The 21,122-nt window shown below is 56.0% G+C and carries 24 protein-coding genes; 6 read left to right on the top strand and 18 right to left on the bottom strand.

The window, feature by feature from the left end:
• Positions 1-66: 66 nt before the first annotated feature.
• The 7 genes from pnp to AABB29_RS06940 form a co-directional block, all read right to left on the bottom strand.
• The gene (gene pnp / locus AABB29_RS06970) at positions 67-2,199 is read right to left on the bottom strand and encodes a polyribonucleotide nucleotidyltransferase (RefSeq protein WP_373636905.1); all 2,133 of its coding nucleotides are present in this window, start codon (positions 2,197-2,199) and stop codon (positions 67-69) included.
• A 272-nt stretch (positions 2,200-2,471) separates the two neighbouring features.
• Positions 2,472-3,413 carry a glycosyltransferase family 2 protein gene (locus tag AABB29_RS06965; RefSeq protein ID WP_341367619.1) on the bottom strand — a complete coding sequence of 314 codons (942 nt, stop codon included), beginning with the start codon at positions 3,411-3,413 and terminating at the stop codon, positions 2,472-2,474.
• Positions 3,410-4,333 carry an FkbM family methyltransferase gene (locus AABB29_RS06960; RefSeq protein ID WP_341367620.1) on the bottom strand — a complete coding sequence of 308 codons (924 nt, stop codon included), beginning with the start codon at positions 4,331-4,333 and terminating at the stop codon, positions 3,410-3,412. Before AABB29_RS06960 ends, AABB29_RS06965 begins: the two co-directional genes overlap by 4 nt.
• Positions 4,334-4,503: 170 nt before the next feature.
• A complete protein-coding gene (gene rpsO, locus AABB29_RS06955; RefSeq protein WP_341367621.1) occupies positions 4,504-4,773 on the bottom strand; it encodes a 30S ribosomal protein S15 in 270 nt (89 codons plus the stop codon).
• A gap of 145 nt (positions 4,774-4,918) precedes the next feature.
• Positions 4,919-5,767, bottom strand: coding sequence for a calcium-binding protein (locus AABB29_RS06950; protein WP_341367622.1), 849 nt, complete (start codon positions 5,765-5,767; stop codon positions 4,919-4,921).
• Positions 5,768-5,888: 121 nt separating this feature from the next.
• Positions 5,889-6,332, bottom strand: coding sequence for a cytochrome C (locus AABB29_RS06945; protein WP_341367623.1), 444 nt, complete (start codon positions 6,330-6,332; stop codon positions 5,889-5,891).
• Between the two features lie 238 nt (positions 6,333-6,570).
• Complete coding sequence (locus AABB29_RS06940; protein WP_341367624.1) at positions 6,571-7,635, bottom strand: metal ABC transporter solute-binding protein, Zn/Mn family; 1,065 nt, start codon at positions 7,633-7,635, stop codon at positions 6,571-6,573.
• Between the two features lie 76 nt (positions 7,636-7,711).
• On the opposite strand from AABB29_RS06940, the gene AABB29_RS06935 reads away from it, so the two are divergent.
• The 3 genes from AABB29_RS06935 to AABB29_RS06925 are packed head-to-tail and all read left to right on the top strand — an operon-like array spanning position 7,712 to position 9,740.
• Positions 7,712-8,209: a transcriptional repressor gene (locus AABB29_RS06935; RefSeq protein ID WP_341367625.1), complete on the top strand. Its 498-nt coding sequence runs from the start codon at positions 7,712-7,714 to the stop codon at positions 8,207-8,209.
• A complete protein-coding gene (locus tag AABB29_RS06930; protein ID WP_341367626.1) occupies positions 8,206-8,943 on the top strand; it encodes a metal ABC transporter ATP-binding protein in 738 nt (245 codons plus the stop codon). The genes AABB29_RS06935 and AABB29_RS06930 overlap by 4 nt, the downstream gene beginning before the upstream one ends.
• Positions 8,943-9,740, top strand: coding sequence for a metal ABC transporter permease (locus tag AABB29_RS06925; RefSeq protein WP_341367627.1), 798 nt, complete (start codon positions 8,943-8,945; stop codon positions 9,738-9,740). The genes AABB29_RS06930 and AABB29_RS06925 overlap by 1 nt, the downstream gene beginning before the upstream one ends.
• A 6-nt stretch (positions 9,741-9,746) precedes the next feature.
• Here the strand turns inward: AABB29_RS06925 and AABB29_RS06920 are convergent, their stop codons facing one another.
• The 9 genes from AABB29_RS06920 to AABB29_RS06880 all read right to left on the bottom strand — a co-directional run bounded on the left by AABB29_RS06920 (position 9,747) and on the right by AABB29_RS06880 (position 18,118).
• On the bottom strand, positions 9,747-11,147 hold the full coding sequence (locus tag AABB29_RS06920; RefSeq protein WP_341367628.1) for a TRAP transporter large permease: 1,401 nt from the start codon (positions 11,145-11,147) through the stop codon (positions 9,747-9,749).
• The gene (locus tag AABB29_RS06915; RefSeq protein ID WP_341367629.1) at positions 11,147-11,770 is read right to left on the bottom strand and encodes a TRAP transporter small permease; all 624 of its coding nucleotides are present in this window, start codon (positions 11,768-11,770) and stop codon (positions 11,147-11,149) included. Before AABB29_RS06915 ends, AABB29_RS06920 begins: the two co-directional genes overlap by 1 nt.
• Positions 11,771-11,841: 71 nt before the next feature.
• Positions 11,842-12,852: a C4-dicarboxylate ABC transporter substrate-binding protein gene (locus tag AABB29_RS06910; RefSeq protein WP_341367630.1), complete on the bottom strand. Its 1,011-nt coding sequence runs from the start codon at positions 12,850-12,852 to the stop codon at positions 11,842-11,844.
• Positions 12,853-12,965: 113 nt separating this feature from the next.
• Positions 12,966-14,258, bottom strand: coding sequence for a sigma-54 dependent transcriptional regulator (locus AABB29_RS06905; RefSeq protein WP_341367631.1), 1,293 nt, complete (start codon positions 14,256-14,258; stop codon positions 12,966-12,968).
• Positions 14,255-15,973, bottom strand: coding sequence for an ATP-binding protein (locus AABB29_RS06900; RefSeq protein ID WP_341367632.1), 1,719 nt, complete (start codon positions 15,971-15,973; stop codon positions 14,255-14,257). Before AABB29_RS06900 ends, AABB29_RS06905 begins: the two co-directional genes overlap by 4 nt.
• Positions 15,974-16,041: 68 nt before the next feature.
• Positions 16,042-16,299 (bottom strand): hypothetical protein, encoded by a 258-nt coding sequence (locus tag AABB29_RS06895; RefSeq protein ID WP_341367633.1) that lies wholly within the window; start codon positions 16,297-16,299, stop codon positions 16,042-16,044.
• Positions 16,300-16,361: 62 nt separating this feature from the next.
• On the bottom strand, positions 16,362-16,541 hold the full coding sequence (locus AABB29_RS06890; protein ID WP_341367634.1) for a Trm112 family protein: 180 nt from the start codon (positions 16,539-16,541) through the stop codon (positions 16,362-16,364).
• Positions 16,538-17,179: an LON peptidase substrate-binding domain-containing protein gene (locus AABB29_RS06885; RefSeq protein ID WP_373636842.1), complete on the bottom strand. Its 642-nt coding sequence runs from the start codon at positions 17,177-17,179 to the stop codon at positions 16,538-16,540. The genes AABB29_RS06890 and AABB29_RS06885 overlap by 4 nt, the downstream gene beginning before the upstream one ends.
• A 27-nt stretch (positions 17,180-17,206) precedes the next feature.
• Positions 17,207-18,118, bottom strand: a complete 912-nt coding sequence (locus AABB29_RS06880; protein WP_373636841.1) for a tetratricopeptide repeat protein — start codon at positions 18,116-18,118, stop codon at positions 17,207-17,209.
• A 106-nt stretch (positions 18,119-18,224) separates the two neighbouring features.
• On the opposite strand from AABB29_RS06880, the gene AABB29_RS06875 reads away from it, so the two are divergent.
• The gene (locus AABB29_RS06875; RefSeq protein ID WP_341367635.1) at positions 18,225-18,650 is read left to right on the top strand and encodes an NUDIX hydrolase; all 426 of its coding nucleotides are present in this window, start codon (positions 18,225-18,227) and stop codon (positions 18,648-18,650) included.
• A 2-nt stretch (positions 18,651-18,652) separates the two neighbouring features.
• Here AABB29_RS06875 and AABB29_RS06870 read toward each other — a convergent pair whose 3' ends face one another.
• Together AABB29_RS06870 and rbfA are read right to left on the bottom strand one after the other, a co-directional pair.
• On the bottom strand, positions 18,653-19,372 hold the full coding sequence (locus tag AABB29_RS06870; protein WP_341368994.1) for a phosphodiester glycosidase family protein: 720 nt from the start codon (positions 19,370-19,372) through the stop codon (positions 18,653-18,655).
• Positions 19,372-19,767 (bottom strand): 30S ribosome-binding factor RbfA, encoded by a 396-nt coding sequence (gene rbfA / locus AABB29_RS06865; protein ID WP_341367636.1) that lies wholly within the window; start codon positions 19,765-19,767, stop codon positions 19,372-19,374. The genes AABB29_RS06870 and rbfA overlap by 1 nt, the downstream gene beginning before the upstream one ends.
• 99 nt (positions 19,768-19,866) lie before the next feature.
• Here rbfA and dapB point away from each other — a divergent pair, with 99 nt between their 5' ends.
• Both dapB and AABB29_RS06855 read left to right on the top strand, forming a co-directional pair.
• Entirely contained in the window at positions 19,867-20,676 is an 810-nt protein-coding gene (dapB, locus tag AABB29_RS06860; protein ID WP_341367637.1) for a 4-hydroxy-tetrahydrodipicolinate reductase, read from the top strand.
• An 83-nt stretch (positions 20,677-20,759) separates the two neighbouring features.
• Complete coding sequence (locus AABB29_RS06855; protein WP_341367638.1) at positions 20,760-21,122, top strand: dihydrodipicolinate reductase; 363 nt, start codon at positions 20,760-20,762, stop codon at positions 21,120-21,122.

Raw genomic sequence — 21,122 nt, 5'->3', positions numbered from 1 at the left:
GGTTCAGCGCAATAAAAAACCCCGGCAACGCTGCCGGGGTTTGTTGTTTCAACAAAGACGCGTGGCTTATTCAGCCGCTTCTTCTTTCTTGATCTCTTCGCCGGTTTCCTGGTCAACCATCTTCATGGCCAGACGCACTTTGCCGCGATCATCAAAGCCGAGCAGCTTGACGAAGACCTCTTGGCCTTCCTTCAGCACATCGGATGGATGGTTCAGGCGGCGGTTTTCGATCTGGGAGACATGCACCAGACCGTCGCGCTTACCAAAGAAGTTCACGAAAGCACCAAAGTCGACCAGTTTCACAACAGTCCCTTTGTAGATCACGCCTTCTTCGGGCTCAGCCACGATCGAATGGATCATGTCATAGGCTTTCTTGATCGCCTCGGCGTCGTTTGACGCCAGCTTGATCACGCCATCATCATTGATGTCGACCTTGGCACCGGATGTTTCCACGATCTCGCGGATGACCTTACCGCCCGAGCCGATCACTTCGCGGATCTTGTCGGTTGGGATGTTCATCGTTTCGATCTTAGGTGCGTGGACGCTGAATTCATTCGCGCCAGTCAGAGCCTTGGACATCTCTCCAAGGATATGCAGACGGCCAGCTTTGGCTTGTCCCAGCGCCTTGGACATGATCTCTGGCGTGATACCGGCGATCTTGATGTCCATCTGCAAGGACGTGATCCCGTTTTCGGTACCCGCGACCTTGAAGTCCATATCGCCCAGGTGGTCTTCGTCGCCCAGGATGTCAGACAGAACAGCGTAAGAGCCGTCATCTTCCATCACCAGACCCATGGCCACACCGGCAACCGGCGCTTTCAAAGGAACACCAGCGTCCATCATGGACAGCGAGCCACCGCAGACCGAGGCCATCGAGGACGAACCGTTCGATTCCGTGATCTCGGACACGACGCGGATGGTGTAGGGAAAGTCTGTCGCAGCAGGCAAAACAGCCTGCAAAGCGCGCCAAGCCAGTTTCCCATGGCCAATTTCACGACGACCGGGCGAACCGACGCGGCCCACTTCACCAACCGAATAGGGTGGGAAGTTATAGTGCAGCATGAAGTTGGATTTATACATGCCGGTCAGCGCGTCGATCATCTGCTCATCATCGCCGGTCCCGAGTGTGGTCACAACGAGGCCCTGTGTTTCACCACGGGTGAAGAGTGACGAACCGTGTGTGCGTGGCAGGATGCCTGTTTCAGACACGATCGGGCGGATTTCATCCAGCGCGCGGCCATCGATACGCTTGCCGTCTTTGACAACAGCGCCACGCAGAATACCGGATTCCAGCTTCTTCAGGGCAGAGCCAAGGTTGGCATCGGCCTGTTGTTCTTCGCTCAGAGCTTCGACAATCGCGGCCTTGGCGGCGGCAACAGCGGCAGTGCGCTCTTGCTTGTCCAGGATCGCATAGGCGGCAGCCATCTGATCTTTGCCAGCGGCTTCGACAGCAGCATATAGATCAGCATAGTCGGGGGCTTCGAATGCGAACGGCTCTTTCGCGCAGTCTTCGGCCAGATCGATGATCAGGTCGATTACTGGCTGGATTTGCTCATGGGCGAAGGTCACGGCGCCGAGCATTTCATCCTCGGTCAGCTCATAGGCTTCAGACTCAACCATCATCACGGCGTCTTTGGTGCCGGCAACAACCAGGTCCAAACGCTGCTCTGGGTTCAGACGCAGGTTATGCATGTCATCGATTTCAGGGTTCAGGATGTATTCGCCATCCACAAAACCAACGCGGGCAGCTGCAATCGGGCCCATGAAGGGAGCGCCGGAAATGGTCAGCGCAGCAGAGGCGGCGATCATCGCGACCATATCAGGATCATTGACCAGATCGTGGGACAGCACGGTGCACATCACCAGAACTTCGTTCTTGAAGCCGGGGACGAACAGTGGGCGAATTGGGCGGTCGATCAAGCGGGCAGTCAGCGTCTCTTTCTCGGTGGGACGGGCTTCACGCTTGAAAAAGCCGCCTGGGACTTTCCCGGCGGCATAGTATTTTTCCTGGTAGTGGACGGTCAGAGGAAAGAAATCCTGACCCGGTTTTTGTGCCTTTGCGAAGGTCACGTTGGCCATCACGGATGTCTCGCCCAATGTGGCGATGACAGTGCCGTCTGCCTGGCGAGCAACCTTACCTGTTTCCAGTGTGAGCGTTTCTTCGCCCCACTGCATTGATTTTTTCACTTCGTTAAACATCATATTTTCCTAGTTGGCCCAGCGGGCCTTTTGCGTAGGGGGCGTATTCCCCCTCATTCCGGTATCTTCTTTTGTCGGGCGCTGGAATGCGGGCGCCGGCTTTCAGATTTGCGGGCCATATCGCAGTTTCGGGGTTTTGGGAAGAGAAACCGCGCGACGCTGCAGCTGGACGTGTGGTTGAGATAGGAAAAAGGGAATTCGGCCATACAGAATGCGTACAGACCCCGTACATACGGCGTATGTACAACAAAGGTGGTGCGTCCTGAAATTAGCTAGTCGGGCGCATTGGCCAACAGGCGGCGTAAACGCCTGATCCGCCGCATACCAAGAGGCTGATAGCGATGGCCATCGAACATTCCGCGCAGCGCTTTGTTGGACGGAAAGATTTCTCTGATACGCTGCGCGAACTCTACTTCACGATCCTCGGGCACACGTCCTGCAAATAGGATATGTGTCAGATGCATGAAACAGTTCGCTTGAACGAACGCAAAGAATTCCTTTGGGACATCTGGCGCATCTCTAAAAACCGATAAGGTCGCTTCCCATTGTTTGAAAGCATCAAAATGGTGATCTAGGCGGCGCTGCAACGTCGATTCTGAATGGATCCTGTACCGAACAATTGGGGCGCTCACGCCGACGACAGTATCCGCGTGAAAAATGCATCGATAGCACCAGGGCACATCTTCGTACTTTCCGCTGGGAAATTGGTTTTTGTGCCGCCGAACCATGTTTGTGCTGTAAAGTTTGTTCCACGGGAACGTCACATTCAGCATGGGCGCTCTTTTGGCCTCAAGTCCTTCGTAGACCCCCGCGCGGACGGCTGCACTGCGGCGTTGCTTGCCCGACGGATCAAAAGCGATGCCTTCAAAGATGCACATTTCCGCCCCCGGGTGTTCTTCGAGGGCGCGATGCATCACACTTGATGCATTTGAGTCAAAGTAATCATCGCCGTCCAAGAAGCAGAAAAATGGAGAACTCACTAAGGCCATCCCAACATTCCGGGCTCGGCCGGGACCCAAGTTTGCCGCATTTTGCACCAGTTGGATTCGGTCATCTTTGCTTTGATATTCTTTTGCGATCTGGAACGTTTGGTCGCCGGAAAAATCATCAACGATGATAATCTGATCAAATGCAGGCTGCTGTTTAACCGCTGAGTCGATTGCCTCTGCAATGAACGCTTCATTATTATAACAAATCAGCACAGCCGAAATCATGTTGTACCTTTATCTAAGCGACGCCTTTCCAACCGCAGATGCCGGGTGCGCGCCATCGGCAGCAAATCACAATATGACAATATCTGCTGTTCTTGCGCGATGAGGCCCCGTTCGTAGAAAATTTCCAGTATTTTCAGAACCAGATCGTAACTTTTCATAATGGCATCGGCGAGGATGGCGAGGTGCTTTAACTCTTCTTCAGGCAGTTTTTCAAGTTTTGGCAGCCCCCTGATAAGAATAGCATCACCATCAACAAGCTGGTTCTGATGATGTTTTTGTCTCAGAAACCTCGCAAACTTGCTATTGAGGGACTTTGATTTAAAGAAATCAAACTTGTGGAGGCAGTAGTCATGTTGCGACAAAAGCTGGAGTTGATCATGTAGAAGGGGCTGATTTTTATACAGTGGTATCGCAGCCACTTCGGTAAATACAGCTATAGCGTTTTTTAGCACGTTCTCCGCATTCTTGAAAACAGACAACTCACCCCCTTGAATGTCGATCTTGACAAGATCGACGTGTTTGATTTCGTCGATATCGTCGAGCATTTTTGTGTCCACTGTGGCCGTCTCAATGACCTCCATGTATTGCTTCCACTGACCAAGATATTCGAGCATTTCTGGATTTGGCTCTAACAGAGACGTAAAGCCGCTGTGCTCGCAAATATGGAGAGTCCCTCTTGTACCATCGCCAATAGCGTAGGGAAGAATTACCCGGTTTGGATGTGGATTTTCTTCCAAGCGCTGAAATGCTGCGGGCTGTGGCTCAAATCCATAGACGCATGCGAGGTTCTCGGACAGAAGCGCGTCATAGGGGGCAGGATTGATTGGGTTTGCGCCGATGTCGACAATTGAGGTTAGGCGTTCAGGTCGAAGCATATCGCGTAATACCCGCCACCGGTTTCTATCTGTTGTGGCATCCATTTGCTCACCTCATCAGTACAGACGACGTCTGACCTATTACCGGCATAACGCCAACACCAGACTTGTTCTTCTTGCTTGGCGCTTAGTGTTACACAATCCACCCGCTATACAAACAAAAACGCCCACCGGATGGGTGGACGTTTTCAGGAATTTCAGCGGTTGGCGCGGGATTAGCGGCGCAGACCCAGACGTTTGATCAGGTCTTGGTAGCGTGCTTCATCTTTGCTGCGTGTGTAGTCCAGCAGCTTGCGGCGCTGGGCAACCATTTTCAGCAGACCGCGACGGCCGTGGTTGTCTTTTTTGTGTGTTTTGAAGTGCTCGGTCAGTGTCGCGATGCGGCTGGACAGGATCGCAACCTGTACTTCGGGGGATCCGGTATCGCCGTCTTTGGTGGCGAATTCTTTCATGATCCGTGTTTTTTCTTCAGCAGTAATCGACATCGGGGTCTCCTTTGGTTTGAGGGTTGATGGCGCAATCCGGGATGTCGTCCAGAAAGGCCCATGGAGGGTCCGGCGAGGGATTCCCTGCGCGGATGGCTGCGTTTAGGGGGATTTCATCCAAAAGGAAAGTGTTTTGTTGCCCGCCTTACGCAGCAGGCACCAAAGATACAGCAGCCAGGTCAAGTTCTGTCAGATTGATAAAGGTTGCTACCGAGTGTCCGTCAGCCATCAGCACCAGCCCATCCTCTGATAGTTCCGTGCTTAGGGTTGGCGCATCCCCGTCGAATGTCACTTCGATCACGTCCTCAGCCGGGTCAAAGTCTTCGACGATCGTGTCATTCCCTTCTATCAGTTTGAAAGTGTCCGAACCTGTGCCGCCGTTCAGATTGTCGCCCGCACCGCCCATCAGAACATCATCACCCGCACCACCATTGAGGTAGTCGCGGTCGTCGTCACCCCGATCATAAAGCACATCATTGCCCGATCCGCCGTGCAACGTGTCGGCGCCGGAGCCGCCAACCAAAACATCATTTCCGAGCGATCCCAGCAACGCATCATCGCCGTCATCGCCCATCAGCACGTCGTCTCCATCACCGCCATTCAGTGTGTCATCGTCCGCACCGCCGGACAGAATATCGTCCCCGACATGCCCATTTAATTCATCTGCGCCGGCCCCCCCGAGAATCACGTCATCCCCACGGCCGCCATGGAGCTGATCGTCGCCCGCACCGCCATCCAGATAATCGTTACCATCTTCGCCATGGATGTAATCATCGCCTGCGCCCGTCTGTACGCTGTCATCTTCATCGCCCGAGAAGACAACGGTATCGTCATCGCTTAGCCCAGCGATATCAGCGACTGAGACGATCTCAACACTCGGGTCGTCCTCATCGGTTTCCTCAGGCAGATCGTCTTCGGCGACGTCATCCTCTTCGGGTCCGGTGATCATGATTGCTGATACGACAACGCCCATCAGCCCCAGAATGGCAAGCATCTTAGAGTCCCACTGTTCAGGGCCACCCACTGGCCCGATTCAGTGGGTACATAGCATGAACATTGCCAGAAGTGGCCGGAAAACCAAACTTAGGGTTAACACGCTGTTACCGGACCGCTGCCTACTCTGCCGAGAACCCGGCGAGATAGGCGTAAATGTCATAGGCTTGGTCTGCTTGACGAACCTGGTAGGCCATTTTGCCCCGCGCCCGCCGATTGTCGAGCGTCTGACGCAACCAACCGGTTGGATCCTGTACGTAGTTCACAAACGCCTCTTCTGTCCAGGTCGCCCCGGTCCCGCCAAGTTCGATCAGCCCATCGCTGTACCGATATTCCTCAAGCGCGCCGATTTGCCGCCCTGCCAAAGCGAAGAGGTTAGGCCCTGTCCGTGCGTTGCGCCCGGCCAGAACTTCGCCCGCATTATCCCGGACAACATGGCAAGCCACGCATTGCCGGTTGAATTGTTGTTCACCTGCAGCGGGATCGCCTTGCGTGGACGCGTGCCCATCTGCAGAGGCGGCTCCACCCAAGGCAGCCATTGCTGCTGCAACTACATAGCGCTTCATGATCGTTTCCTCTTCGATCTTGTGACCATTGCCCCGGTCAACGCGCAATTTAACGCGCCCTGCGGCCCGGTCCAACCGTAAATGGTATTCTGATCGGATATAGGAAGACCTGTGACATGGACAAGTGCGCCATGTTTTCACATTTTGGAAAACTGTCCCGATGCCGGGCCTTTGCCCAAGCGCAGAATCAAAGGGCCGGTCGCAACACTGCCGTTCCGACCGGTCCCTTTCGTTTCATTTAGAGGCATTCGGCCAGTGTTGCTGCCATATTTCGGATCAGTTGCGGATAAAGCGCCGTCCCCGGGTCAAGCGTTGCCCCAAGCGGGTCGATCACGCCTGTATTCGCGTCGGTGCCATCCAGGACCGCGCTGACCAGACCTGGGTTGAACTGCGCCTCAGCCAAGACACAACCGACGCCTTCGTTCCGCACCCGTTCTTGAATTTCGGCGATACGGGCCGGGCTTGGGTCAGATGCGTCCCCGATTGAGATCGCCCCAGACGCTGCCAAATCGAAATCTGTTTCGAAATACTGATAAGCGTCATGGAAGACGATGAAGGAACCGCCGCGCACGGGGTCGAGCAGGGCGTTGACTTCGCTGGACAAGGCTTCGAGCTCGGCCTGGCCTGCGGCCGCGTTCGCGAAATAGGCACCTGCGTTTTCCGGATCAGCGGCTGACAATTCCGCCGCGATCAGGTTCAGCCAAGCCGATGCGTTCATGGGCGACAACCAAGCATGCGGGTCGTGTTCGCCGTGGTCATGGGCGTCATGCGCTTCTTCGTGATCGTGTTCATCATGATCGTCGTCATGGGCGTGATCGTCGTGATCATCCTCATGGTCCTCATGGTCGTCGTGATCTTCTGCGTGATCATCATGATCGTCGTGATCATCATGATCGTCGTGGTCGTCATGTTCTTCGTGGTCGTCATGATGTTCATGCGCTTCAAACAAAGCCCCTTCGCGGAAGTCCAAGAGATTGGTTTCTTCCGCTTCAAGCAGTGTGATCACAGCCGCATCTGTTGACAAAGTCTCAACCGCCCCTTCAAGCCATGGGGTCAGGTCCTCACCCATCCAGACCACAATGTCCGCATTCTGCAATGCTGCCGCTTCAGATGGGCGCAGATTGTATTCATGTGGCGATACAGTGGGTGGCATGATCAAGCTAGGCTCGCCCACGCCATCCATCACCCGCGCCACAAGCGAATGGACTGGGGCGATATCGACCGCAACATTGGGCACATCAGCGAATGCTGTGCCGCCCATCAAACCGGCGATCATAGAGAGTGAAGTGAGCTTTCTGGACATTGGACACCTGATGTGATTGTATAACATTTCGGGTGTCATAGTTGATATAATATAACATGACAAGAGAGGCACAAACATGCATGGCAAAGACGCGTCCCCGCTTGGGTTTGAAGAGCACGACCATGCTGTCTGTATCAGCGAAGCTTTAGCGTCTGCAGAAGAGCAATGTGCTGCCACTGGCCTGCGCCTGACCCCTGTCCGCCGCAAGGTTCTTGAACTATTGCTGCGCGAACATCGTGCATTGGGCGCCTATGCCATTTTGGATATGTTGCGCGAAGCTGGTTTCGGCTCTCAGCCGCCGGTGGCCTATCGCGCTTTGGACTTTCTTGCCGAACATGGCTTTGTTCATAAGATCGAGCGCCTCAACGCTTTTGTCGCCTGCACCCATCCCGGCGAGGATCATTCCCCGGCGTTTATGATCTGCCGCCTTTGTGATACGGTTGCAGAGGCGCAGGCTGGTCCAACCAAGACGGCCCTTGGGGACGCCGCCCGTGCGGCGGGTTTTCAAATTGAAAAAACTGTCGTAGAGGCCGAAGGTGTCTGCCCGTTCTGCGTGGAAAAGGCTGAAAGATGACACTGATCACAGTCAAAAACCTAAGCGTCGCATATGGCGCAAATACCGTGCTGCGCCATGTAAACCTGCATGTCGAACCCGGTGAGATTGTCACGATTGTCGGGCCCAATGGCTCTGGCAAGACCAGCCTGCTGCGCGCCATCATCGGTGCGACGGAACCGGCCAATGGTGATATCACACTTAAGCCCGGTCTGAAGATCGGATATGTTCCCCAAAAGCTGCATATTGATCCAACCCTGCCGATCACGGTGGAACGGTTCATGCGTCTGACCCATCGGGTTTCCCGCGCCGCCTGCCAAGCCGCGCTTGAGGCCGCCGGTGTTCCTGATTTACTGAAACGGCAAATGTCCAAATTGTCAGGCGGGCAATTCCAGCGCGTTTTGCTGGCCCGCGCCCTGATTAATGCACCGGATATCTTGCTGTTGGACGAAGCCACCCAAGGGCTGGATCAACCTGGATCAGCTGCCTTTTATCAACAGATTGAGACCGTTCGCCGCGAAAGTGGCTGTGCGATCTTGATGATCAGCCATGAGCTGCATGTTGTGATGAGCGCATCAGACCGCGTTGTCTGCCTGAACGGTCATGTCTGCTGCGAGGGCACCCCGGCGGTTGTCGCATCTGCCCCGGAATACCGGGCGTTGTTCGGCACGGGGACCGGCGGTGCATTGGCCCTTTATCGTCACGATCATCATCATGACCATGACCACGCACATACCCATGAGGCCGCCGAATAATGCTGGACGATTTTATGACCCGCGCCACACTTGCTGGCGTTGGTGTCGCCTTTGCAGCTGCCCCATTGGGTTGCTTCGTGGTCTGGCGCCGTATGGCTTATTTTGGCGATGCAACCGCCCATGCCGCCGTTTTGGGTGTAGCTTTGGCGCTGGCCCTTGAGATATCGATCTTTGCTGGTGCAATGGCCGTCGCATTGGTCATGGCGCTAACCGTCAATTTTCTAGCGGGTCGTGGCTATGGGATGGATACGCTTCTGGGCGTTCTTGCCCATTCTGCCCTGGCGTTCGGATTGGTTGCAGTATCATTCCTGTCTGGCGTTCGCATTGACCTGATGGCCTATCTTTTTGGTGATATTCTGGCTGTTTCGCGCGGTGATCTTCTGGTGATCTGGGGCGGAGCCGCACTGGTTGTCGCGCTTATCTTGTGGCGATGGTCGGCGTTATTAACGGCAACGCTCAATGAGGAGCTGGCCTATGCCAGTGGTTTGCGCCCCAAGCGCGAACAGCTTATTTTGACCGTTGCCCTGGCCATTACTGTGGCTGTCGCCATCAAGGTTGTCGGCATTCTTCTGATTGCTGCGTTGCTGATCATCCCAGCCGCCGCCGCACAGAACCTGGCCCGCACCCCCGAAGCCATGGCCATGATCGCGGCCGGCATTGGTGCCACATCGGCCATAGCCGGCCTGCAGGGTGCCTATATCTTTGACACCCCTGCGGGCCCATCGATTGTCTGTGTCGCCGCAATCTTGTTTGTCGCACTGACATTGATTGGCTGGGGCGCCAGGCGCCTCAGCTAGCTTTCATCAAGCAAGGCTTGGCAGCCACAGCACGATGGCGGGGAACGCCACCAACAGGGCAATCGTCAGCGCATCTGCGATAAAGAATGGCGTCACCCCTTTGAATACATCCTGCACGGTCAGATCGTCCCGCACCCCGGCCACGACAAAGCAGTTTAGCCCAATGGGCGGCGTGATCAGACAAAACTCGGCCATTTTCACGACCAGGATCCCGAACCATATCGCACACATCGGCCCTGACATTCCAAAGGCACTATCTGCTGCTGCCACGGCTTCGCCCCCGTTAAGCGCCATCACCGCCGGATACACGACCGGCAGCGTCAAAAGCAGCATGCCGATTGCGTCCATGAACATCCCCAGCACCGCGTAGGCCAGCAGGATGCAGATCAAAATCAGCATTGGTGACATGGTCAGCGATGTAATCCAGTCTGAGAACGCGCTGGGCAAATCCGCAAACCCCAGAAAGCGCACATAGATCAAGACGCCCCAGATGATCGTGAAGATCATGACGCTGAGCTTCGCCGTTTCCAGCAATGCCTCTTTCAGTTGCGGCCAGCGCATCCCCTGATACAGCGCCATCAGAAAGACAACAAACGCCCCGATCGCCCCGCCTTCGGTTGGTGTGCCCCAGGCATCGCCCCCAAACGGGTTGTAGACAAAGCAGATGATCGTCACGACCACAAAGACAATCGGCAATGCCGGTGGCAGCGATACAAGCCGTTCGCGCCATGTATATCCTTTGACCGCTGGTCCGAAATCTTTGATCGTCAACGCCATCCCGATGATCAGCGCCGCATAAATCAGCGCCGAGAATGCCCCGGGGATGAACCCCGCCAGCAGTAGCTTTCCCACATCTTGTTCAACAATGATCGCGTAGATCACCAGAATTGCAGAAGGTGGGATCAGTGATGCAAGCGTCCCGCCCGCCGCCACGACCCCGGCTGCGAATTGTTTGTTATACCCAATTTTCAACATCTCGGGGATCGCGATCCGTGCGAACACTGCTGAGGTCGCCACCGACGCCCCTGACACCGCCGCAAAGCCTGCCGTTGCAAAGACCGTCGATACCGCCAAACCACCGGGCACCCAGGCGATCCAGCGTTTGGCCGCCTCGAACAATGCCTTGGTCAAGCCTGCATAATAGGCCAGATAACCAATCAGGATGAATGTCGGGATCAGCGAAAGCGCCTGGCTGGATACTTTGGAATGCGGAACTTGCCCGGCTGTCTTAACGGCCACCTCAAGCGCCCATGCGAATTCTGCAAAGTCATAGTCTTTGCGTTCCCAAAAGATCCAGATCAATCCGATCATTCCGGCCATGCCCGCTGCGAAGGCAACGCGCATCCCAAGAACGACCATCACCAGCAATCCGCCGGTGACCCACAGCCCAATCTCAATCGGTTCCATCAGTTCTCTGCCTTCAATTGATCGGCTTCCATCTGCGCTTGCTTGGCGGCATCCGCAATCAATGGAACGGCTATCGGATTATTGGTGATGACAGCGCGGCCATAGGCCCAGACCTGCAAGCAAAGCCGCACGCAGAGCAGGCTGAACGCCACTGGCGCAAGCAATTTCGCAGGCCAGATCGGTAGGGCGATGTCCATCGAGCTGTCCCGGCTCCAAAGTGGTGCGCCAAAGTCAAAGCTGCGCTGAAAATGCGCCCAGGTTCCCCAGACCAGCAGCGCGACCAGCAAAAGCACAAGAAGTGTTGTTATCAACTCAACCGCATAAAGCAGCCGCCCCCGCAATTGGCCCACGACGATGTCCATTCGGATATGTCCGCCTTCGCGCATCACATAGGAAATCCCCATGAAGGCGATCAGCGGCATCGCTTGTTCGATCCAGTCCACATAGCCGGGCAGAGGTGATGCCATCGCGTTCCGTCCCGTCACCGAGACGACCGCAAGCACCATCAGGCTGAACACCGCCAGCCCACTGATCAGCGCAAAAAATCGTTCAACATGCAGCAGCCCACGATCAAGTTTGCTGAGCATGCTGTCATCGGTCAGCACCAAAGATGCAGTTGCCATAGCGGTTCACCGAATAAGTTGGGAATGAATTGGCCCCGCCCAATCATTGATCAGGCGGGGCCGAATGTCGATCAGCTGTCGCCAGCGATCATGCCGGTCACAAGATCATAAAGCTCTTGCGCGGGCAGGCCAGCGGCTGTGTTCTGTTCGATCCACGCAGCGGCTGCTGGTGCGGCTGCAGCTTCCTTGAATGCTGCGATTTCAGCATCCGAAAATGAGACGACTTCGATATCACGCTCAGCCAGGGCAGGGCCCCATGCATCCATTGTCGCGCCGTTATAGTTGGCCACATAGTGATCCAGCGATTCTTCAACAGAGCCAAGCAGCGCCTCGCGGTGTTCATCGGACAGGCCATCAAGCGCGTCAGTGTTTACAACAACCGGGCAGTTCACCGTGCCGGGGTTGAGGTTTTCAGTCCACCAGGTCGCGTTTTCAATGGTTCCGAAGGACATATGCGCATGCGGTGCAAAAGCGACGGCTTTCACAACGCCCGAATCCATGGCTTGACGCACTTCAGAAGCCGACATGGATGTTGGAACAGCGCCAACTGTTTCCATCGCAGCACCGATACCGCCTGTTGCACGCACGCTTAGACCATCGAAATCTGACAGCGCTGCAGGCGCGTCACCAACACCAACGATGTTATATTGCGGCAGAGGCGATGGCATCAGCAAAGTCGCATTCCAGCGTGCCAGATCAGCCACAGTAGCCGGGTGCTGATACACGGCCATGGACAGTTCGATCTCTTGCTCAAGCGTCGATACGCCCAGGAATGGCAGCTCTAGAACTGTGATGGACGGGTTTTTGTCGCGGTGATAGCCGGCACAGAACTGTGCCATCTCAAACGCGCCAATCGAGATCCCGTCGAGGTTCTCGCGGTTATTCGACAGACCGCCATAGCTGATGTTCAGCGTGAACTCACCACCGGTTTTTTCGCTGACCAGCTCGGCCAGTTTTTCAACATGTTCGGTAAAGGCGCGCGGTGCACCCCACAAAGACACGTTCCATTCTTCAGCGGCGGCAGTCGTCGCGACGCCCAATGTCAGAGCAGCCACAGCTACGCGGTTTAGATAGTTTTTCATTTCAGACAGGCCTCCCAGTTTTGGTCCGGCCCTATATAAAACCAATTCCGCACGCCGCGCACATGAAGAAAAACGCGTGGGCGTCTGGCCTTGCCCTGCGGAAATCCGCAGAGCTATAAGAGCGCGTCTTTATCCAGCCCAAGCTTGACGATTTTTTCGTTCAAAGTCCGCCTGCCGATGCCCAGCGCATGCGCAGCATCGTCCATGCGCCCATCATGGGTTTGGATCGCCATGCTGATCATCTGCCGCTCGAGCGCGGCGACCGCATCACGGAGCCCTTGCCTGTCGGGTTGATCGCGCGGGACGCCTGCAATCGCATCTCGCATTGTCCCGACCCCTTGCTTGGCCATCATCACCCGCCGTTCGACGACCTGCCGCAATTCGCGCACGTTACCCGGCCAATCATGGGCGATCAGCCCCGCGATCTCGGATTCGGTCAGATCGGGTACGGCGGTTTGATAGAGGCCTGCAAATTCCTGCAAGAAACGCAGAGCAAGCAAAGTCACATCATCCGACCGTTCCCGCAGCGGCGGCAGGTTCAGCTGAAAGCCACTTAACCGGTACAGCAGATCCTGACGCAATCTGCCCTGAGCCACGGCCTGCGCCGGGTCTTCATTTGTGGCTGTTATGATTCGCAGGTCCACATGGTTGGGTGTCCCTTCCCCGGGCACCAACACATCGCCGCAATCAATCAGCCGCAAGAGCATCGGTTGCAGATCAGATGGGCAGGCGCAGATTTCATCCAAAAACAGTGTACCACCAGCGGCGCTACCTGCGATATGAGGCAGGTTCTCGGCCGATATTTGGGCGGTATTCACTGCGATAAATGGCCCATCGCACCGGGGCGACAGATCGTGAATCGCCCGCGCCACCACGTCTTTACCCGTTCCTGTCTCGCCCTGAATCAGGATGGAGACGTCGCCCCCTGCAACCATCGCAATCGTATCGCGCAGCTGGTGCATTTGCAGGGTTTGCCCCAAAAGCACCCGGTCCAATCCAGAGAGTTCTTGTATCCGCGCTTTCAGCCGTTCGTTACTTTGCGACATCCGGTGTTTTTCGCCCGCATGCGAGAGGATAAGAAGCAAGCGCTTGGGATCATAGGGTTTTTCGATGAAGCTGTACGCGCCCTGGCTCATCGCCTCGACCGCAGTTGGGATATCCCCATGTGCCGAGATCAGTACGATTGGCGGGGCCGCTTCCAGCGTTCGCAACAGATCAAGCCCTGTCATTTCGGGCATCCGCACATCGGATAAGATGATGTCTGGTTCGAATTGCACAATCCACCGCGCTGCATCCGTCGCCCGCGCGAGCGATTTGGCCACCCAGCCTGCCGCTTCGATCAGGTCGACCAATGAATTGCGCATCAATCGGTCATCATCAATGATCAGAACACGGTATTGGGTCATGGTTCCTCGGTCAGGTTGCGCGGCAAGCGGATATCAAAGACAGCCCCACCATCGGGGTTATCATAAGCAGAAATCGTCCCGTTATGGTCGGACACGATCCCTGCGGAAATCGTCAGGCCAAGCCCCATGCCCTGCCCGCTTTCTTTGGTTGTCGCGAAGGGTTCGCGCAAATCCTCAAGCGTTTTATCCCCCAGACCGTGCCCGGTATCGGCCACCTTGAACCACACCTGATCGGCCGCGCTGCCCGCGGTGATTGTCACCTGTTTTGCAACGCTATCTTCAACCGCATCAAGCGCATTACGCACAATATTGGTCACGACCTGTTCGATCCGCAATTTGTTGGCGACCAGACTGACCTCATGCTGCGGTGGTTGAAAATCAACAATCGCTTCGCGCGACTCGATACTGGGCTGGAGCATTTCAAGCGCGTCTTGCATCACATCTACAAGGTCAAACAATTCAAGACTGTCCCGCCCTTTACGCGAAAAGAATTTAAGCTGCTGGGTGATGTTTTCCATCCGCGCCACAAGCCCTTGCATCTTGTCATTCAGCGGCGTCGGCCCAACCGTCATTTCCGATGCCGCCAGCTGGTTGCGCATAGCTGCAATGGGTTGACCCAACTCATGCGTCACCGAGGATGCCAATTGCCCCAGCGCAGCCAGCCGTCCGGCGCGTTCCAATTCGGCTTGGGTTTTTTGCAGCGTCTGTTCCGCCATGCGTCTTTCTTCGATCTCAACCGCCAGGCGCGCATTGGCCGATCGCAGCGCCGCTTCTTCACGTTCAGAGCTTTGAAGCGCTGTTCGCACACGGCGTAACCGGCTAAGCTGCAGCACACTGACACTGAGCAGGACAAAGGCCAGAAACGCCCCGGTTGTCAGCCAGGCCCGTGTCCGCGCTTGATCATCCGGAGCAAAGAAGTGCAGCGACCACCCATTGGGCAAATTTGCGGTACTTAGATAGAGAAACCGTTCATCCCCGACGATTGCCGTTTGATCACGCAGTGCGACCGCCCAATTGAGCGGCTCCAGCGCCTCGGTTCCGAACTGCCGGGACGCGACCATTCTGTCGCGCTGCACTGATGTCAGCGGCGAGATCGTTTTGTACCGCCATGCCGGGTCCGATGCCAAAAGAACGACCCCATCGGCGTTCGCCAATAGGATCCGTTCCCCCGAAGCAAGCCAATCATCCTGCAAACGGGACAAATCGACCTTGATCGCCACAACGCCCGTGGTCGTCCCGCCAGAGCCCGGCACCGCCATGGCATAAAAATAACCAGGAATGCCCGTTGTTGCCCCGATCCCGTAAAATTCACCCAACCGACCTTGCATCGCCTCCTGGAAATAGGGCCGGTACGCATAGTTTTGGCCTTTGAAACTTTGTGCTGTCGCGGTGTTGGACGCGGATATCGTCAGCCCGTCATTATCCATCACGTAAATCGCATCGATCCCGGCGCTGGCCGAAAACCGGGCAAGCCGGTGGTCGAGCACCTCGGGCGGCTGCCCAGAAAGCGCCGCCGTCACAACAGGATCAAGCGATAACAGGAACGGCAAATGCGCAAAGTGGCGCAACTGGTTTTCAAGCGTACTGCGATAAAGCGTCAGCCGCGCCGCCGCAGTTTCGATTTCTTCTGCTTTGAAATAGGAAAATGATGCCCAGTGAAGCCCTGCCGCGATTACCATCACGATCGTCAGAAAAATCAAATAAGCGGCGCGCATGCCGATGATCTGAAGGGTATCTTGGCAAAAATCAAGCGCGGCAGTTCCTAAGCTGCCAGCCTTAACGACTACAAGTTGCGCACTTGTACCTGTGTCAGTCGCCGTTCTTCCCAATATTGCGGATCATCCCGGATAGCGTCCGGCAGTTTATCTTGCCGCAGCACACGGGACCGCAATGTCTTGACCTCAACCAAAGCATCTGACCCCCGCTTGGGCAGCTTGTCGCGCAGAAAACCATTGCGCAAGAACGCCTCGCGCGCCTTAAGCCTGCGCAGATCTTCGTGGATCAGTGCCAATTCATCAGCTGGATGTAATTTGCGGACCATCGGCACCCCATCATCTTTTCGGCCAACAAAAACCGGAAATATCAAGAAAGAGTAAACGCAGGTCAGTCGAGCTGCCGCGCCTCGTCAATCAACATCACCGGGATACCGTTGCGGATTGGGAAGGCGTAATTGCCGGATTTTGAGATCAGCTCTTGTTTCTCGGCGTCGTATTCCAGACTGCCTTGGGTCATTGGGCACACCAGTGCCTCAAGCATTTTGGGGTCGAATTCCGGTTCGTTCATTGCATGACCTCTTCACCATTGCCGCCGCGGAGGGAAAATTCGATCAGGGTCATCAATGTCTCGCGGCGGGTCGACAGAGATGGTGCCTCAAGAAGCGCCTGTTTGTCTTCGGCGTCAAACGGGCACAGCGTGGAAAGGGAATTGATCAGCAGCTCATCATCGGCCTCGCTGAGGCTTTCCCAATCAGTGGCAAGGCCCTGATCTTTCAAATACCGCCCCAACGCTTCCATGAAACGTGTCCGGTCGAAGCCATGGTCTTTTTCAGCTGGTCCAAGATCGCGGTCAAACCCTTGCCAATTCACTTTGCATCGCCGGTACGGTGTGAACCCGTCCACCTCTTCGACGATCCGGAAGCGAGAAGCCCCTGATAGCGTGATCATGTAGCGCCCATCTTCGGTTTCAGAGAAAGCGGTCAATTTGCCAGCGCAGCCAATCGTGTGCAGCTTTTTTTCCGAGCCGGGCGCCTCGTAGGGCTGCACCATCCCAATCAGCCGCGATGGCGTTTTCAGGACATCATCCAGCATCGCCAGATAGCGCGGTTCAAACAAATGCAGCGGCAGCCGGGAGCGCGGCAGCAGCAGCGCCCCGGGCAGGGGAAAAACCGGAATGATATCTGGCAGGTCTTTTGATGTTATCATTGATCAGAACGTAGGTCGTTCCGCCCATCAGGCAAATATCAATGATGACAGCTTTCTGCGCCCGTTCAGAACAATCGGATCCTTGGCTTCGCGTGCATCAAAAATGGTGAAAAGCTGTGTTTTCGCCGCCCCATCATTCCATTCGCGATCCCTGCGGAAAAGTTCGAGCAATTGGGCAACGGCCTCTTCCACCTCTCCGCTTGCGTGAAGCGCTGTTGCCAGATCGAAACGTGCCTGATGATCGTCCGGGTTACTGTCGACTGCCGCCTGCAAATCGCCCACTGGACCTGCCTTTGCGGCTTCGCGCGCCAAGGTGATTTGCGCATGCACCGCCTCAAGCAGCGGGTCGGTTGAAATTTCAGCAGGTGCGCCGTTCAAGATCGCCTCGGCCTGATCGACGTCATCTAGTGCCAGATATGCGCTGACCAAACCGGCATAGGCTGCCGCATTTGCCGGGTCTTCCTGCAAGATGGCGGCAAAGGTTTCGGCCGCATCCGCAGCAGCCCCTTCAGCCAACATCTGTTCGGCCGCTTCGATCGCAGCGCCTAACCCGTCATCAGCAGCACCGCCGCCCATGGCCGCGATCTTTTCCACAAAAGCATCAATTTCCGATGGCGGCAGCGCGCCTTGAAAACCGTCCACCGGGCGCCCCTGATAAAACGCATAGACCGTTGGAATAGATTGTACCTGCAATTGGCTGGCATAAGCCTGGTTCGCATCCACATCGATCTTGACCAGCTTGACCGCGCCACCCGCCTTGGTCACGGCAGCTTCAATCGCGGGCCCAAGCGTTTTGCATGGTCCGCACCATGGCGCCCAGAAATCCACGATGACCGGAACGCTTTGCGATGCCTCAATGACATCTTTGGCAAATTGCGCATCGTCGCTGTCTTTGATCAGGTCAGCGGGGGCGTTTGGGGTCGCATCCAATTCCAGCATGGTCCGTCTCCTTCATGAGTTGTTGGTCTCTATATGTGCGCAATCATGGCGAAGGCCAAGGGCAAAGGTGCTTTACCTGGGCAAGTGGCCGCCATAGCCTGCAATCATGAGCAAACTGACCCCAAAACTCGGCGCAATTGCTGTCGTTTATCATGATGGCAAGTTCCTGTTGGTCCAACGCCGCAAAGCGCCAAATGCCGGAACCTGGGGTTTTCCTGGCGGCCATGTTGAGCTGGGCGAAACTGCGCTGGAGGCTGCCGCCCGCGAATTGCGCGAAGAAACCGGTATTGTCGCCACCCCGCTGCATTATCTAACAAATGTCGATGCCATTACGCATGACGATGCTGGCACCATCACCCATCATTTTCTTTTGGCCGTCGTAGTTTGCAGGTATGAAAGCGGTGTTCCCGTCGCTGCCGATGATGCCGCCGACGCGAAATGGTTGACGCCGGACCAGGCCGCAGCTTTGCCACAAAGCCCCAGTGTGCAGCGCATCCTGGATATAGTGGTTAGCGAAACAGGATTTCCCTGACCCTAACGTACGACACCAACGATTGGCCCAAGTTGAAAACCAACATCCGACCGCCCGAGCGCTGGTGCATGTAGTCGCGACACTTTTCCATCGAAGTAAAGTGCGTTTGGCAATTGCAGGTAGTCCCGGAACAGCCTGCCGAATTCGTGAAAACTGACCCGTTCATTTGAGATAGCAAAGACGGCTTGCGTTCCGTCAGCGTTTGTCCCGACGCCGTTGCGAATAAAGCGCGACGTACTGTCCGGCAGAAACCGTGGATGCAGCGCGCCGTCAATCACCAGCATCGGCCCTGACTGCGTCGCATCCCGGCATGCAGGCGCTTGATCTATGAACGCCCTCGTTTCATAGACCTGCGCGCTGTCGTCGTTGATGCAAAACACCCCATTTGGCAGCAACCCGAAATTACCGGGCCCCGCATTGGGGATAACGTGCATCGTCTCGACCCCGTTTTCCACGTAATGCCCAACCGGAGACCGATCTTCGTGATACATCCCCGCATTCATTGCGAACAACAGCTGTTTGTCATCCAAATCGGCGTTGATCGCCCGAAAGCTGCCGAGAACCTCGCCCTGCGCATCCCGGTGAAAAAGCCGCAATGTTTCTGAAACGGCATCGACAGTGCAGGTTGTAAAGCGTTTGCCTTCGAACCGAACGTCTTCGCAGGTGACTGCAAGCGCCGGTGCCGCCATCAGATACAGAAGCGCAACCGCGATCCAGCGCATCAATCGTCAAGATCCTGACGTACATGCTCATCCGCGAGCAGCGCGCGGGTCGCATCCATTTGGTCATAGGTCCCATCGATCTGGAAACGCAGTTCGGGCGCGAATTTCATCGTGCCGCCTTTCACGACCAGATGCCGCACCTCATGCTGGTTCCGGCGCAGCGCTGCGAGCGCTTCGTCTTTGCCCTGCCCACCCAAGGGCAGTACAAATGCCGTTGCGATACGCAGATCCGGTGACATCCGCACTTCGCCGACCGTAATCGACATCCGCGCCAGTTCGTCATCATGCACGTCACCCCGTTGCAGGATTTCCGAAAGGGTCCGGCGTATCATTTCGCCCACCCGCAACATGCGCTGCGTCGGGGCCTTCCCATCACGATTTGCGTTCTTAGCCATATCATCCGTTTACGCCTTGCGCGCACCGATGCCAAGCAAGCCTTTGCGTCCGAGACAAACCGCCGCTAAAGACAGCCCAAACCATCAAGGAGCAAAACCATGTCAGACATTCCCGGCATCGTGATTACGGGTGCATCAGGCCGTATGGGCCAGATGTTGATAAAATCAGTGCTGGCGTCTGACAAATGCCGCCTAGTTGGCGCGTTGGTCCGCGATGGCCATGACTGGCAGGGCCTTGATATTGGCGTCGCCATGGGCGGTCAGCCTGTTGATGTCCCCGTCACCAGTGATCCGCTTGAGGCCTTTGCCAAGGCCCAAGCTGTCATCGATTTCACCACCCCCGCCGCAACTGTCGATTTTGCCGGGCTGGCGGCCCAGGCCCGTGCCGTTCATGTGATCGGCACAACCGGCCTGACAGATAATGATCTGAAAGCGATCAATGCGGCGGCCCGTCATGCCGTTATCGTGCGTGCCGGAAATATGTCACTGGGCGTGAACCTGCTGGTGAAGCTTACCAAGCAGGTTGCTGCCGCGCTTGATGAGGATTTCGATATTGAAGTCATCGAATCCCATCATAATCAAAAGGTAGATGCCCCATCGGGCACAGCGCTGATGTTGGGCGAGGCCGCTGCCGAAGGTCGCGGTGTTTCTTTGAACGATGTCAGTGACAGTGGCCGCAACGGCATAACCGGTGCGCGCAAAAAAGGTGATATCGGCTTCAGCGCCATTCGTGGCGGCGATATCGTCGGCGAGCATGATGTTCTGTTTGCAGGTCATGGCGAACGTATCGTGCTGCGCCACATGGCAACAGATCGTGCGCTGTTTGCAGGCGGCGCGGTGAAGGCCGCCCTTTGGGGCCAGGACAAACGCCCGGGTGAATATGATATGCTGGACGTTCTGGGCCTGTAGCATCCGAGAACCCAGCATCCGAAGTGAACCAATCGGGTCTTGGCAACGTAAGAGGAGTATTCTCAAACCAATGAGGTGCTCTGATGAAACATACATTAATAGCCCTGCTCATCGCTGTCTTCGCGGCGCCAGCATCCGCCGATAGCTATGTTCCCATCAAAGATCAGGCCACATTCGTGTCCCTGATCCAAGGCAAAGAGCTGCGGAACCGGCTTTATGGCGTGCGCCTGACCGTTTCTGGTGATGGCCAAATTGCCGGGGCTGCTTTGGGCTGGGACATCGCGGGATCATGGAGCTGGCAGGACGGGTATTTTTGCCGCGAAATGAGCTGGGGCAATGATGTGATCCCCTATAACTGCCAACTGGTCGAGGCGCGGGGTGATGACACATTGCGCTTTACCGTTGATCGCGGCGTCGGCCAATCTGCGTCGTTTAGATTGCAGTGA

Origin of the sequence: Yoonia sp. BS5-3 (assembly GCF_038069655.2) — a bacterium.
Lineage (GTDB): Bacteria > Pseudomonadota > Alphaproteobacteria > Rhodobacterales > Rhodobacteraceae > Yoonia > Yoonia phaeophyticola.
The sequence above is the reverse complement of the archived record's forward strand: the minus strand, read 5'-3'. Positions and strand labels throughout refer to the sequence as shown.